This is a genomic window from Chryseobacterium sp. UF-290, assembly GCF_058245615.1.
Map to the genome: position 1 here is coordinate 1 of NZ_JBSICB010000008.1, position 13,129 is coordinate 13,129.

Sequence of the window (13,129 nt, forward strand, 5' to 3'; positions counted from 1 at the left end):
TGCTGCTGGCTTTTGGCAACTGGCTAATGGCTGTAGAGGTGGCAGATGATAAGTTTCGGTTGGCAGATTGACCGGTCGGAAGTTTGGTCTCCTGATTTCTAACTCCTGAACCAGAATCACGAACCTCGGAGCTTCTGGAATAGATGCCCAATAAGGCTCCGCCGTCTTTGGTAGGAATCATCTTCTCCACTTCATCCAGTCCTTTTCCTCCTAAAATTAATTGGGATAATTCTTTTCCGTCCTTATCCAGCCTGATGATCCAGGCATCTTTGGAACCATAGCCTTTGGATGAATTCTGTACGTTTCCGGCTACAAAGAATCCCAGATCTGTCGTTTGGATCACTGCTCTGGCCTCTTCATCTGAAGAAGTTCCCAAAGTTTTCTGCCATAATTCATCTCCAAATTCATTAAGACGGATCAGCCAGATGTCAGAACCTCCTTTGGAATCATCTTTTTTATCCAGACCCTTATTAGAATACGAGGTACCTGAAACTAAAAATCCACCATCCTGGGTGGTAACCGTTGCAGAAAGGTAATCATGATTCTGACCGGAGAAATACTTTTCCCAAACTTCTTCGCCCTGCTGGTTGAGTTTTACCAGATGAAAATCATAACCGTTGTTTTGCTTTTGGCTATTAGCTGCTGGCGACTGGCTTTTGGTCTGAATAGAACTGCCCGTGATAAGATATTGCTGATCAATCGTTGTAGTAACCTGACTTAGAAAATCCTGAGTAGAGGATTTGATGTCTTTCTGCCAGACAACTTCCTGGGCAGATATACTAAGGAATATGCATATAGTAAATGCACTGAAATAAACTTTTTTCATTCCCGTGTTATTTTTGAGTTAATAATTAGTTTCTTAATTTCATGCAAATTTAACATTTTTTAACATTACATTTAGCTCATATTAAGGTGATTTAATATGAAGTTTATCACTTCAAGTAGCTTTTACTTCTGTTAATCATTGATACCACAAATTTATTTCAGCATAACGACAGAACTTGTCGTATTTTACAGTATTCTAATAAAATCAATAAAAAAGGCATTCAGAAATTTGACTTGCAAAAAAATATATGGCATCATTCATTATACAATTGGGTTCACATAATATAAAAACCACTGAATAAATCAGTGGTTTCCCAAATTAAATATGACGCGATATGAAAGATACTCTTTGCAGAGTAACTATTTCCGATTGCTAGTGGAACTCAATAAAGAGATCCACATCGCTTTCACCTCCTACCGTGCTTCCCTGCTGATTATCAGCTGAAGGAAAATTATCATTTACAGAAGTAGGTCCATGCACAAGAGTGATATTTGCTTTACCTACCGCCGCTGCGTCTATGGTCCATTCAGTTTTAAGACCAAGCTTTTTGCCATCGGTTCTTATGATATCATCAGCTGTTCTTTTTACTTTTATATCTGCTCCTGAGAACTTATACACTACGAAGTGCATATCCTTTTCTTCTATAATTTCCTCAGCACTGTGATAATGATCACCATGCTTGATCTGAAAGTCAACATCTACAGTATAGGTTGCTCCCTGGCTCAGGTGAAGATGATCTTCTGTTGCACCATCTTTCACCGTCACAATCTGTTTGTTTCCATCCGCTTTATTGGTTACAGTCACTACGACCTGTCCGATCTCTTCATGCTCATGGATATCTTCAGGGATATCATCGTTCCCGTTACGGCATGAGAATAATAAAATTGCAGCGAATAATAAAAGTGATATGTTGAATAATTTTTTCATTTTAATTTAATTTTAAATATTAATTGTTAGAAATTGTATTTGAGAGTAACCACGAAGTTCCTTCCCGGTTCCGGCATATAATATCTCAATCTGTTAAGATATTCCTTATACTCTTTATTAAAAATATTGTTGATTCTGAAATTCAGATTCATGTTTTTGAATAGATCTGCACCTATTGATGCATGAAAAATGGAAAATGCAACAGGAGGAGTACTGTAATCTATTATTCTGGTTACGAATTCACCATTCTCAATGAACTCTACCGGTTGATCTCTGATAGGGAAACGGTTCTGTTTGAATACATTTTCGTTTTCCAGTCTGATGTAAAAATTAGACGGGTTATTCAGCTTCAGCTCCAGTGAATTCCTAAGGTTCATAGGCATCATCAGGATAAGAGGTTCATTGTTTGTAAGATCATCTCCTCTCAATGCACTGAAACCGGTCGTCCATTTCAGATTATCCAGAATAGTAAGCTGTGCATCAGCATCTATTCCGTACATTCTTGCTTTCACCTGCTGATAGGCCCAGACAGCAAAGGTTCCCCTGCTTGTATTCTGGATTTCCACCGGCATCTGATTGATAAAGCTGTCAGAAAATATAACATACGGATTGGCCTCCAGCTGTAATCCTTTCAAAACATCAAAATGTCCTGTTAATGAAAGGTTCGCATTATAAATCTCTTCCTTTTTTATCCTTAGGTCTCCTTTTTCAATAATTGCCGCAGAATGATGAAGTCCGTCCGCAAATAACTCAGCCGGATTCGGTGTTCTGCTCATTCTTGAAAAATTAAATTTGATATCAAAATCTTTGGAAGGCTTATAGTTCAGACCAACATTTGCAGAAAAATTGTGATAGTCAAAAACAGGACGTGTCAACACTCTGCTTCCACTCTGTCTGATATAAAATTCCGGAAAAACATCCGCATATTTTTCGTTCCACTCTTTCGCATCATAATACTTATAGGAATCATATCTGCTGAAATCATATCTCACTCCCGCTTCTGCGTTTAATTGTGGAGTAAAACGATATTTAAAGACAGAAAATGCTCCTGCATCATAACGATAGTAATCCGGTATCAAACGTCTGACCTCAGTTGCCGGGTTAGGATAGTTATCCTGAAAACCAGCAGATATTCCGCTTTCCAGGCTCCAGTCTGAGCGCTCAATGAGATGCGTAAGGCTTGCTGAATGGGTAATCAATCTCAGATCCATGGAAGGAGTATCTTTCAGCTCTCCTTTTCTGATATCATATTCCTTACGTCTGTTCAGCTGAAAACTATATTGGAAAGTAATTTTACCAAAATCCGCAAAACGCTTATATGCCGAAATTTTTGCAATATGATGCTCTACATTCTGTTTCGGATATCCTATATCATAGTTAAAATCATCAAGGAAATAAGGTTGTCCGAAGTTCATTGCCCTATAGATATCATAACTATTCCCCAGGTGTGCTCCTTTATAAATTCCAAAGTCCTGGTTGATCCCGCTGTAAGAGACATCAAATCCCTGCATGAAACCGTGATTTCCAAAAGAAAAATTAAAGGAATTCACTTCTGCTCCTGTATTCTGAAGCGTATGATGCGGGATATAAAGATCTCCTACTTTTTTGTAGCTGCCCCCGGCTTTCACAAACCATTGGTTCTCCCAGGATTTAAGAACATTGGCAGAAATTTCACCTCCTCTTCCGTTTGAGATTCCTGACAGCTTGATATTCCCCATCAGGGTATCTTTCTTCGGAGGAACTGCCGGTTCCAGAAGTACGACACCTGCTACTCCGTCATTTCCATATTTCAATGCAGATGCCCCTTTAATGACATCTATATGTTCGAAATCATTGACATCTACATTGGGAGCATGCTCTGCTCCCCATTCCTGCTCTGCCATCTTCACACCACTGTTCATAATAGAAATACGGCTTCCATAGAGACCATGAATAACAGGTTTGGTAATATTATTTCCTGTCTTCAGCACCGCTACTCCTGAAATTTTCGAAAGGATATTCCCCAGGTTCTCTGTAGAATTTCTTTCTATATCAGTTTTATCCAGTGTTTTCATTACCACGGAGCCTTTAGATTTATGGCTTCCATGCAAGGTAATGGTTTCTATGTCACCGGTATGGTGTTCTAATGTGATGGTGATGTGAAGATCCTGATCAACCCCTATATTTTCAGTATAATCATTGCAATCAGGATGTTTGGCAATGAGTGTATACTTCCCTGCAGGGATCTTATCAAAAGAAAATTTACCTTTCTTATCTGTTTTTACCGTAAACTCTCCGATCTTCACTACTGCGTTTTCCAGCAGTGTTTTATCGTGAAAGTCCTGAACAGTTCCTTGTACGGTATAAGTTTTTTGTGCACTTGTGAATACTGATCCACAAAAGATCAGCAGCAGGCAATATATCAATTTCATTGTAAATAGATTGATTGCGTACCCTATTGAGCAGGGTACATTTTCCGTTAAGATTTGTTGGATGGGTTTAACCTAGATATTAGAAGTTAGTAATTGAGCATTTCTTATCATTATAATGGTCTATTACAAACTACCGGCTGTCTTTCAACAACCTAAGCTTTGAATATCAAACTTGAAACATTGAACTTTTCTATCTAAAGTACAGAACTTTAAACCCAATAAGAATATATTGATTATGAAATTGCAGGCGGTCCCCGAAGCTGGAATGAGAATTTGGTCTGTGACCAGATTTTCTCCTGAATGGCGATGATCTGTTTTACCTCATGAGTATAGTGCTCAAAGGTAAAACTAAATTCTTCAGGAGCTAATGTATGTCCGGTAGCCAAAAAGTGGCACGCCAGACAGTCGCCGGCTTTCTCTTTAGCAGCGTCTTTCGTCACCGTATTCTCTGTCTTTTTAAGGTTTAACCCTTTAAAACTATTATCCAAAGAATCGTGATGGTGAAAGCTCTGAGAAAGCAGGGCGAGAAAATACACACCAAACAATAGCTTGGAGATAAAACTCTTCATATTTCTGCTTTCTTTAAAAATCATTTTTCAAAAGTATGAAAATAATTTAATTGTTAGACTTAATTTCTCTTAAATTACTTTTATAATTATTGATAATACGTCGAAATGAATAGTAATATGTTACAAAAATAAAGGCTGCCTTAAAAGTTAAAAATGAAGGAGATCTTATTTCTAACTTCTAAGGCAGCCTCATGCTATTTTGGATTTAATCAAGTTGGGTTCCCAGATATTCCCACTCCTGCAAAGCGTTATCCAGCTCCTCTTTAGCTTTATTGTATTGTTCTAAAGTTTCTTCAGAAGGGTTTTCTTTCGCAAAAGACGCTTCCATTTCCTCCACTTTGATTTCAAGCTCGGAAATTCTTTCTTCAACTTTCTTTATTTTATTCTGAATATTTTTCTGCTCTTTGCTGATGATGTTAGAAGACTGACTGCTGCTAACGGCAGGTTTTTCTTCTTTCTTAGGTTCAACCTTTACTTCTTCATGGTGAAGCTTGGCTTTTTCTGCAGAAATTTCTCTGATCGTTTCTTTTTGTCTGTATTCAAGATATTCATTGATATCCCCAAGGAATTCTTTCATTTTTCCGTCACGGAACTCATAGATCTTATCACAAAGTCCCTGAAGGAATTCCCTGTCGTGAGAAATTACGATCAATGTTCCTTCAAAGTTCTGCAACGCCAGCTTAATAATCTCCTTAGACTGAATATCAAGGTGGTTGGTAGGCTCATCCATGATCAATGTATTGAAAGGACGAAGCAATAGTTTACAAAGTGCAAGACGGTTTCTTTCTCCCCCGGAAAGTACTTTCGTTTTTTTGGAAACTGCGTCTCCCTGGAACAGGAAAGATCCTAACAAGTCTCTTACTCTGGGTCTGGTTTCTTCGGTAGCGGCATCTTCAGCTTCTTCCAGAACCGTTTTATTGGGCGTCAGCACCTCCTCCTGGTTCTGAGCAAAGTATCCGATATTTACATTATGCCCGAGATTCCAGGCTCCTGAATAGTCTTTAATATCACCAGCAAGAATTTTAGCTAGTGTTGTTTTTCCCTGACCGTTCTGACCTAACAGGGCAATTCTGTCACCTCTCTGAACGATAAAGTCTACATTATCAAAAATCTGCTTCTGTCCGTAAGCTTTTCCGAGGTTTTCCGCTTCAAAGATCACTTTCCCCGGAACCATAGATTGTACAAAACGAATATTGAACTTGGAAACGTCTTCATTATCCACTTCGATACGCTCTATCTTGTCAAGCTTTTTGATCAAAGACTGCGCAAAAGATGCTTTTGTAGCACTTGCACGGAACTTATTAATGTTATCTTCCATCTGCTTGATCTCCGCATCCTGATTCTTTTTAGCCTGAATCAGCTTTTCACGGCGATCTTCTCTCATGATCAGATATTTGGAATAGTTTGCCTTATAATCGTCAACTTTCTTATTGTTGATATCAAAAGTCCTGTTGCAGACAGCCGTCATGAACTGTTTATCGTGACTTACCAGAACAATCGCTCCGGGATAATCTTTAAGGAAGTTCTCAAGCCAGATGATAGATTCCATATCCAGGTGGTTGGTAGGCTCATCGAGCAGCATGATATCATTCTTTTGAAGAAGCAGTTTTGCCAATTCAATTCTCATTCTCCATCCTCCTGAAAATTCATCAGTGATCTTTTGGAAATCATCTGCTCTAAACCCTAAACCGAACAATACTTTTTCCATATCGCCTTCAAGATTATAGGCATCATGATTCATCAAAAGATCGTTCAGCTCGGTCATCTTATTGATCAGGTCTGTATAGGAATCACTTTCATAATCGGTTCTTGTCGTCATTTGGTGATTGACCTCTTCAAGCTCATTCTTCCATGCATTGATCTGCTCAAAAGCCTGCATAGTTTCATCCCAAACGGTTCTCCCTTTCACAAAATCAAGGTCTTGCTTCAGGAAACCTATCGTAATACTTCCCTCAGTCACTACATCTCCTTCATAGAAATTAATTTCTCCGGACAGCATTTTCAATAAAGTAGATTTTCCTGCTCCATTTTTACCTACCAGACCTACCTTATCATCCTTTTTGATAGTGAAATTTACATTTTGAAATAAATAATTTCCTGAATGATGTAATCCTAAACCTTGAACCGAAAGCATTTTTTTAATTAATTGTTAATAATGAGTATGAATTTTCGGGTGCAAAAATACGGAAAAAGAAATGAATACCCCAGAAATAAAAAAGTTACCCGTTTCAGACAGCTTTTCTATAAGAGTACAAAAAATTATGGATTGAATTTTTTAATATATACAACAATAAGCAGCCATCTCTCTTTTGAGATGGCTGCTACCCTAAATTTAAAACTAAAGTGCTTGCACTATTTATTCATTTCATCTAACCTGGCCGGTACCGGCGCTTTCAAAATGGAGCGGATCCAGATATCATTATTGGGAACACTGGTTCCATAAAGAAAGTCTGATACAAAGCTGTCCTCAGGCAAATGAAGCTCAACAGAAAGCCTTGTCCTGCTATCCTGATCTACAGAGGTACTGCTGGAAACGTTCAGCCCATTGTTGATCAGCTCCGCATTGATCTCCTGTTCGGATCTTTCCGGAAAATTCCTGCTAAACAGCCCAAAGTTGGCTGAAATATGGATATAATCCGCGAGTCCGCTATAGTTGTATTGCGGTTTGCTATCTGCCGAAAGGGTTTTCACATATTCCTTCAGTTCTTTATAAAAAGCTTCGAGTGAAAAGTGTTTATCACGATCTGCTTCAAAACAGATCCCATCACCTGAATCAAAAACAGGGAATATTGTATTGGTTTCTTCGAGCATCAGTTTTCCATATATTTTTGAAAGGTCATTATATACCTTATCACGGGATACATAAGCCTGTGAAAAAATTTCTCCTCTCTCAATCTTATACCCGGAAAGCAATGCATCCCAGATTGTATCACCTTGCGCATTTGCTTTTGCATTTCTTACATCTGAAACATAATCCTGTAAATCAGTGCTATTAACAAAGTCTGTAGAAATATAAACCGACTGAGCTCCCTCCAGATATCCTCCTCCCACATCAGCATGGGCTCCCGGAACAAAAATTTCTTTCCAGACAGCTGAAGAATCTTCCGTTTTCTGGTCCCTCATCATTTTTGAATCCTCAAAAAAACCGGTTAAGGGAAAAAAGAACCGGCACTCATGCACTGCACAGATATGAAACGCATTTTCCACCTCATGAGACAGGCTCAGATTATATTGATTGAAAGGCTTTGATTCTACAGTATCAAAAGCACCTAAGAACTTTATTTTACAGTTTTTTGTAGGATAATAAGATAAAAGCCGGTTGCAGAAAGTTCTCGCCAGCATCCCTCCTCTTCCGAATCCATATACATAAAAATGATATTCCTGAGCTTCATCACTGATTACTTCCTGTGCAAAGTCATCTGCTTTCTGAAGCTTGTCATCAGAAGAATATCCTGTTCCATAAGGAGGATTGGCACAGGTCGCCATAGCAAAGTTACTGTCTTCACTTCCGGTTACCGTTCCTATTCCTTCAATATATATTTTTTTATTTCCATTGAATACACTGTACAATTTATAGATGTTGGTAAAGGCTCCAAAATAACTTTCATTATTATTCAACGGCTTATCCGGGGAAAGAACGTTCACTCCATTATTTCCCGTCCCATCAAAGAAAATCCCGACGGAAAAAACTCTCTTGTCATTCATACTTATGTTTTTTTATGTTACAGCTCCTGTCTGTGTTCTATTTTTTTCATCTAAAATCTCCAGAAGAGACATTCCAAAATAACAGAAGAAAAACAAAGTAATCTAGAGTAAAAAGTACCAAATAAAAAATTCCGTATTTCTACGGAATCAGGTTATATTTTTTCAGGGGTGTATATATTGTGTACAATGGCATAAATTACGATACCCACTGTATTTCTGGCTCCAATTTTTTCAAGGATCCGCTGCCTGTGACTTTCTACAGTCCGGGGACTGATAAAGAGCTTCTCTCCGATTTCATTGTTCGTAAATTCCTGACAGATCAATTTTACCACATCTTTTTCTCTTTCAGATAATTCATCTTCTGTTTCAAAAAGAGAATTTTTTTTGGAGGTACTGTTCATATAGCTAAACAGCATCTGGTGATCTTCGGCAGTAAAGAAAACTCCATTTTTATCTACCATGGTTATGGCGTCAATAAATGTTTTTTTGTTTGAGTTTTTAGGAAGAAACGCGGAAACTCCCAGCTTAACCATATATCCCAGGATAGAGGTCTTGTAATGAGAGGAAAGAATGATAATTTTAAGTTCCGGATATTTTTCTTTGAGAACTTCTACCAGCTCGAATCCGTTCATAGGCTTCATCTGCACATCCACAAGAGCGAGGTCAGGAAACTCATCTTCTGAAAGTTTGCCAAGATTTTCTATAAAATCAGGTCCGTTATCTGCGGTAAGGCAGACAGATATATTCTTTTCATTGGACAGCAGCATTTTCACCCCTTCAAGGATCAGCTGCTCATCGTCAATCAGGGCTATTTTGATTTGGGAACTCATGATGTTTTGGAATTTTAATAATTAGACGGCTTCCTTTATTTAAAAAAGTTTTTTTCCATTTGTGTGCGGCATTCATTGACTTGATGCGGGATTCAATATTTTTGATCCCCATTCCTTTTTTCACCTGTTCATATTCGAAACCCTGTCCGTTATCGGAAATAACGACAGCCATATTTTCAGGGTAATCTTTAATATAGATCCAAAGATCTGTAGCATCCGAATGCCTGATAACATTGGTGGTGAATTCCTGAATGATCCTATACAGCTGCACTTCCACAAAGAGCTCTTTCTTTTCATATCCGGGCATCACCTGCAGGGAAATATTAATTTTGTGGGAAAGATTGGTGATCAGCTCCTCCACATACAGGACCAGACCTACCGATTCCAGATTGACGGGATATAAGGAGTGGGAAATACTTCTCGCCGCATCGATCAGGGAAGACATCTGGCCGTATATATTTTTTTTGATCAGCTCATCTCCTTTCGTATCAAGATTATTGAGCCATAAGGAAAGAATATTGAGCCGGTTTCCGATATCATCATGGATCATGACCGCAATTTTTTTCCGTTCTTCTTCCTGGGCTCTGATATTTTCCAGCACCAGTTTTTTCTGATGAAGGACCTCCGCTTCATGCTGTACATTTTTTTCCTTGATAATTCTCGTGATAAAAGCTCTGTAAGCAAGCAGAATAAAGGATACTATAATTGCTATGGTAACAATTATAAGGATCAGCAGGTTAATATTTAGAGTTATTTCTTTAATCTGATAAAAGTATATAAAAATGAACAGTATAAGATACCTGACAAAATATTATTGGCACTGAAAAGGGTGTAATAATCGTTCTCGGACAGATTGGCAATCTGATGCTGAATGATAAAAATAAATACTGAAACGGAATAATAGAAAAAAATACAGGCATCTACCAAAAGAAAACGACCCTGTGTAGAGGCATTCTTGATCTCACAGATCAGCGTATATCCGGAAAGGCAGATAATGATGATATTTGAGATCACTTTTGCAATATCTGCATTGGCAGGATAGTTAAAACCGTATTTCAGGATCATAAATCCAGCCACAGCAAATGCTACAATCCATCGTATGTACGCAGGCCAGTCCAGTTTCCGGATAAACAATCCTGTCAGCAGGAAAAATTCTCCTGCGATGTAAAACGGATAAAGAAATGAGGTGTCATCAAGCTTAAAAACATAGGGTAAAACAAGGTTCAGCAGCTCAATAAAAAAGAGAAAAGCAATACAGTGAAAATATTGCTTTTCTTTATGATCTAATAGCCGATATTTAGCTGCTCCCAACAGTATAACAGATAGAAGCAGTCCGTAGTTCAGGAATAAAATTGCTTTATAAAAATCAGCCATTCCTTTATTTTATCATTTAAAATTCGCAGCCTACTCCATCATCAGGAATGCGGCAAATAGGAGGGCATGGTTTCGCCCAGTCGTATGTATTTGAAATGGTTTCTGCGCGTCCGGCATTCTGAAGAGTTTCACGGAAGGAAATAAAGATCAGAGTGACAAGCATTTTTCCGTAAATATCATTGTATTTAAGTCCGAAAGAGCATACAATATCCGTTAATCCTTCATCTGAAAGGCAAAGGTCCTCTGTAGGAACATAGAATTTTCTAAAGATTCCCGTTCCTTCTTCAATTCCACATTCTCTGTAAAACCAGTCCATTCCTTCAAGTCTCCACTTTTCTATGGCTTCCAAAGCTTTATCCTGCTCAAGGACCGGCTTATCGGATATCGGAAAAGCCATATCCGCATCTCTGCCTATCGGCTCGAGGCCTTTGGAGAGAACCGCATTTTTAACGATGGTATATTCCTGGATTTCCTGAAGCCTTACATCTTTTGTAAGCTCGGAAAGAATGCTATATGGGTATTCTTTTTCCACAATTCTTTCTCCTGATTCATTCATAGGATAAAGAATCAGAATTACCTGATCTTTGTATATTCCTACTCCAGCGCAGAATTCCGGCGATTTGCCACCAATTTGCCTCATCCAGTCAAGGCTTTCTCTGGATAAGTTAAAAACATAATTTGTAGGAATCCTTTTTTTTATTTCAGAAAAGGAGGATCGGTATTCTGTCCATTGATCCATTGCGGATTTGCAATCCTGAAAAGAGAGCATTGAAGTCTGAGCGTCTACTGTTATCATATAAGCATGGTTTTTAGTGGCATAAAATTATGCAAACTAAATGTGGTATGCAAGTAGGATTTTAATTAATAATTTCTCACTGTAATATGATAACAGCTCTGTTGCCTCTCTTTTATGTAATAAATTCTACCGGCATCTGCATAATACTTTAAAACTTTCTCAAGTGCTGTTTCCATTTTCGGATTGTACTTAAGAACATTATTGAATCTTATGTATGAAATATCAAAGGAGTTACCATAATTGTGAGAACTAATCCCTAGTGAGGCATTCGAGTTCACCCTTCTCAGCCTGCACTGATCTTCAAGGGTTCTGGTAATGGATGAAACGGTAAATGTACCTCCTTTAGTATCTTTACTGAATTTGGAACCGATCTTATCGAGAGTCGTCTTTGCTTTGGAAACCATATAAGCTCTGCTGTAATCAAGTCTCTGAACCTGATACCCTTTCCCTGCTTTCTTTATTTTATGGAGTTTTCCGTTATTAATATATTTCTGTACTGTTTTGGAGTCTTTCAGCAATGTTATTCCGAAACTTTTTGAAGCATCAAGATGGGGCTTATAAAGAGCCGTAGGCTCCACCTTCAAAACACTTGTAAGATCATAGCAGGGTAAAGCTTTTTTTGCCGACTGCGAATAATGTAAATTATAAATAAAAGGTACGAAGACCACACAAAGAAACTTTCTCATTAATCATCCTTTAAACTTCTAACGAAAGATAAATCATTTATATTATTTCCAAAACCGGTCATAATAAGATCTGATTACAACCCCAACAAACTTTAAACCAAATTATTGAATTCAAAATTTTTTGTTCTCTCATTTTTGAAATATTTTTTCAGATTTAACTTTTTATTTTAAGATATAAATTCTACATTTGAGTTACATTTAAAAATAAACAACATGATAAAAAAACTTTTTGCTGAATTTTTTGGCACATTTTGGCTTGTTTTCGGAGGTTGTGGAAGCGCTGTTTTCGCAGCCGGCGTTCCCGATATTGGAATTGGACTTTTAGGCGTTGCTTTAGCCTTTGGTCTTACTGTTCTTACTATGGCTTATGCTGTAGGTCATATTTCCGGAGGACATTTCAATCCGGCAGTTTCTTTCGGGCTTTTAGCCGGCGGAAGATTTTCTGCGAAAGATCTTATTCCTTATATTGTAGCACAGTGTCTTGGAGCGATCGTTGCAGCAGGGTGCCTTTATACAATTCTTAATGGTGCAGGGGTAGTAGATTTTTCACAACCCGGAGCTTTTGCTACTAACTTTTACGGAGAGGCCGTCTACAACGGAAAGGCATTCAGTATGGGAGCAGCATTCCTTGCTGAATTTTTATTAACTGCTTTTTTCCTTATTGTCATTATGGGAGCAACGGACAGATGGGCTAACGGTAAGTTTGCCGGTATTGCCATTGGTCTTGCGCTTACACTGATCCATCTGATCTCTATTCCTATCACCAATACTTCTGTGAACCCTGCAAGATCTCTTTCTCAGGCTGTTTTCACAGGCGGACTTGCCATGTCACAGCTTTGGCTGTTCTGGGCAGCTCCAATCCTGGGTGGAATTGTAGGTGGGCTGATCTACAAGTTTTTACTTCAGAGAGATGCTGATGAAATCGTAGATTAATTAAAAAAATTATAAATAACACAAAGTCCTGCCAATCGGCAGGACTTTTTATTTGGTATTGATTATAAAACT

11 protein-coding genes and 1 pseudogene are annotated in these 13,129 nt (G+C 38.1%); 1 reads left to right on the top strand and 11 read right to left on the bottom strand.

Annotated elements, in window-relative coordinates; genetic code table 11:
• The 11 genes and pseudogenes from AC4IF5_RS10985 to AC4IF5_RS11035 all read right to left on the bottom strand — a co-directional run.
• Positions 1-826, bottom strand: a pseudogene (locus AC4IF5_RS10985) (hypothetical protein); the annotation flags it as partial.
• Positions 827-1,198: 372 nt separating this feature from the next.
• Positions 1,199-1,753, bottom strand: a complete 555-nt coding sequence (locus AC4IF5_RS10990; protein WP_490734437.1) for a hypothetical protein — start codon at positions 1,751-1,753, stop codon at positions 1,199-1,201.
• Positions 1,754-1,779: 26 nt separating this feature from the next.
• The gene (locus AC4IF5_RS10995) at positions 1,780-4,164 is read right to left on the bottom strand and encodes a TonB-dependent receptor (protein ID WP_490734439.1); all 2,385 of its coding nucleotides are present in this window, start codon (positions 4,162-4,164) and stop codon (positions 1,780-1,782) included.
• Between the two features lie 233 nt (positions 4,165-4,397).
• The gene (locus AC4IF5_RS11000; protein WP_490734441.1) at positions 4,398-4,733 is read right to left on the bottom strand and encodes a hypothetical protein; all 336 of its coding nucleotides are present in this window, start codon (positions 4,731-4,733) and stop codon (positions 4,398-4,400) included.
• Between the two features lie 205 nt (positions 4,734-4,938).
• Entirely contained in the window at positions 4,939-6,867 is a 1,929-nt protein-coding gene (locus AC4IF5_RS11005) for an ABC-F family ATP-binding cassette domain-containing protein (protein WP_490734443.1), read from the bottom strand.
• A gap of 218 nt (positions 6,868-7,085) precedes the next feature.
• Complete coding sequence (locus AC4IF5_RS11010; RefSeq protein ID WP_490734444.1) at positions 7,086-8,438, bottom strand: phospholipase effector Tle1 domain-containing protein; 1,353 nt, start codon at positions 8,436-8,438, stop codon at positions 7,086-7,088.
• A gap of 152 nt (positions 8,439-8,590) precedes the next feature.
• Positions 8,591-9,268, bottom strand: a complete 678-nt coding sequence (locus tag AC4IF5_RS11015; RefSeq protein WP_490734446.1) for a response regulator transcription factor — start codon at positions 9,266-9,268, stop codon at positions 8,591-8,593.
• Positions 9,237-9,869: a sensor histidine kinase gene (locus tag AC4IF5_RS11020; RefSeq protein WP_490734448.1), complete on the bottom strand. Its 633-nt coding sequence runs from the start codon at positions 9,867-9,869 to the stop codon at positions 9,237-9,239. Before AC4IF5_RS11020 ends, AC4IF5_RS11015 begins: the two co-directional genes overlap by 32 nt.
• A 149-nt stretch (positions 9,870-10,018) precedes the next feature.
• The gene (locus tag AC4IF5_RS11025) at positions 10,019-10,642 is read right to left on the bottom strand and encodes a hypothetical protein (protein ID WP_490734450.1); all 624 of its coding nucleotides are present in this window, start codon (positions 10,640-10,642) and stop codon (positions 10,019-10,021) included.
• Between the two features lie 16 nt (positions 10,643-10,658).
• Entirely contained in the window at positions 10,659-11,438 is a 780-nt protein-coding gene (locus tag AC4IF5_RS11030; protein ID WP_490734452.1) for a hypothetical protein, read from the bottom strand.
• A 65-nt stretch (positions 11,439-11,503) separates the two neighbouring features.
• Positions 11,504-12,124 (bottom strand): DUF5715 family protein, encoded by a 621-nt coding sequence (locus tag AC4IF5_RS11035; protein WP_490734454.1) that lies wholly within the window; start codon positions 12,122-12,124, stop codon positions 11,504-11,506.
• A gap of 216 nt (positions 12,125-12,340) precedes the next feature.
• On the opposite strand from AC4IF5_RS11035, the gene aqpZ reads away from it, so the two are divergent.
• The gene (gene aqpZ / locus AC4IF5_RS11040) at positions 12,341-13,057 is read left to right on the top strand and encodes an aquaporin Z (protein WP_490734758.1); all 717 of its coding nucleotides are present in this window, start codon (positions 12,341-12,343) and stop codon (positions 13,055-13,057) included.
• The last annotated feature ends 72 nt before the right edge of the window (positions 13,058-13,129 follow it).

Excerpts from the sequence above, each read along its gene's own strand:
- AC4IF5_RS10990 (WP_490734437.1), bottom strand. The coding sequence starts at position 1,753 with ATGAAAAAATTATTCAACATATCACTTTTATTATTCGCTGCAATTTTA.
- AC4IF5_RS10995 (WP_490734439.1), bottom strand. The coding sequence starts at position 4,164 with ATGAAATTGATATATTGCCTGCTGCTGATCTTTTGTGGATCAGTATTC.
- AC4IF5_RS11000 (WP_490734441.1), bottom strand. The coding sequence starts at position 4,733 with ATGAAGAGTTTTATCTCCAAGCTATTGTTTGGTGTGTATTTTCTCGCC.
- AC4IF5_RS11005 (WP_490734443.1), bottom strand. The coding sequence starts at position 6,867 with ATGCTTTCGGTTCAAGGTTTAGGATTACATCATTCAGGAAATTATTTA.
- AC4IF5_RS11010 (WP_490734444.1), bottom strand. The coding sequence starts at position 8,438 with ATGAATGACAAGAGAGTTTTTTCCGTCGGGATTTTCTTTGATGGGACG.
- AC4IF5_RS11015 (WP_490734446.1), bottom strand. The coding sequence starts at position 9,268 with ATGAGTTCCCAAATCAAAATAGCCCTGATTGACGATGAGCAGCTGATC.
- AC4IF5_RS11025 (WP_490734450.1), bottom strand. The coding sequence starts at position 10,642 with ATGGCTGATTTTTATAAAGCAATTTTATTCCTGAACTACGGACTGCTT.
- AC4IF5_RS11030 (WP_490734452.1), bottom strand. The coding sequence starts at position 11,438 with ATGATAACAGTAGACGCTCAGACTTCAATGCTCTCTTTTCAGGATTGC.
- AC4IF5_RS11035 (WP_490734454.1), bottom strand. The coding sequence starts at position 12,124 with ATGAGAAAGTTTCTTTGTGTGGTCTTCGTACCTTTTATTTATAATTTA.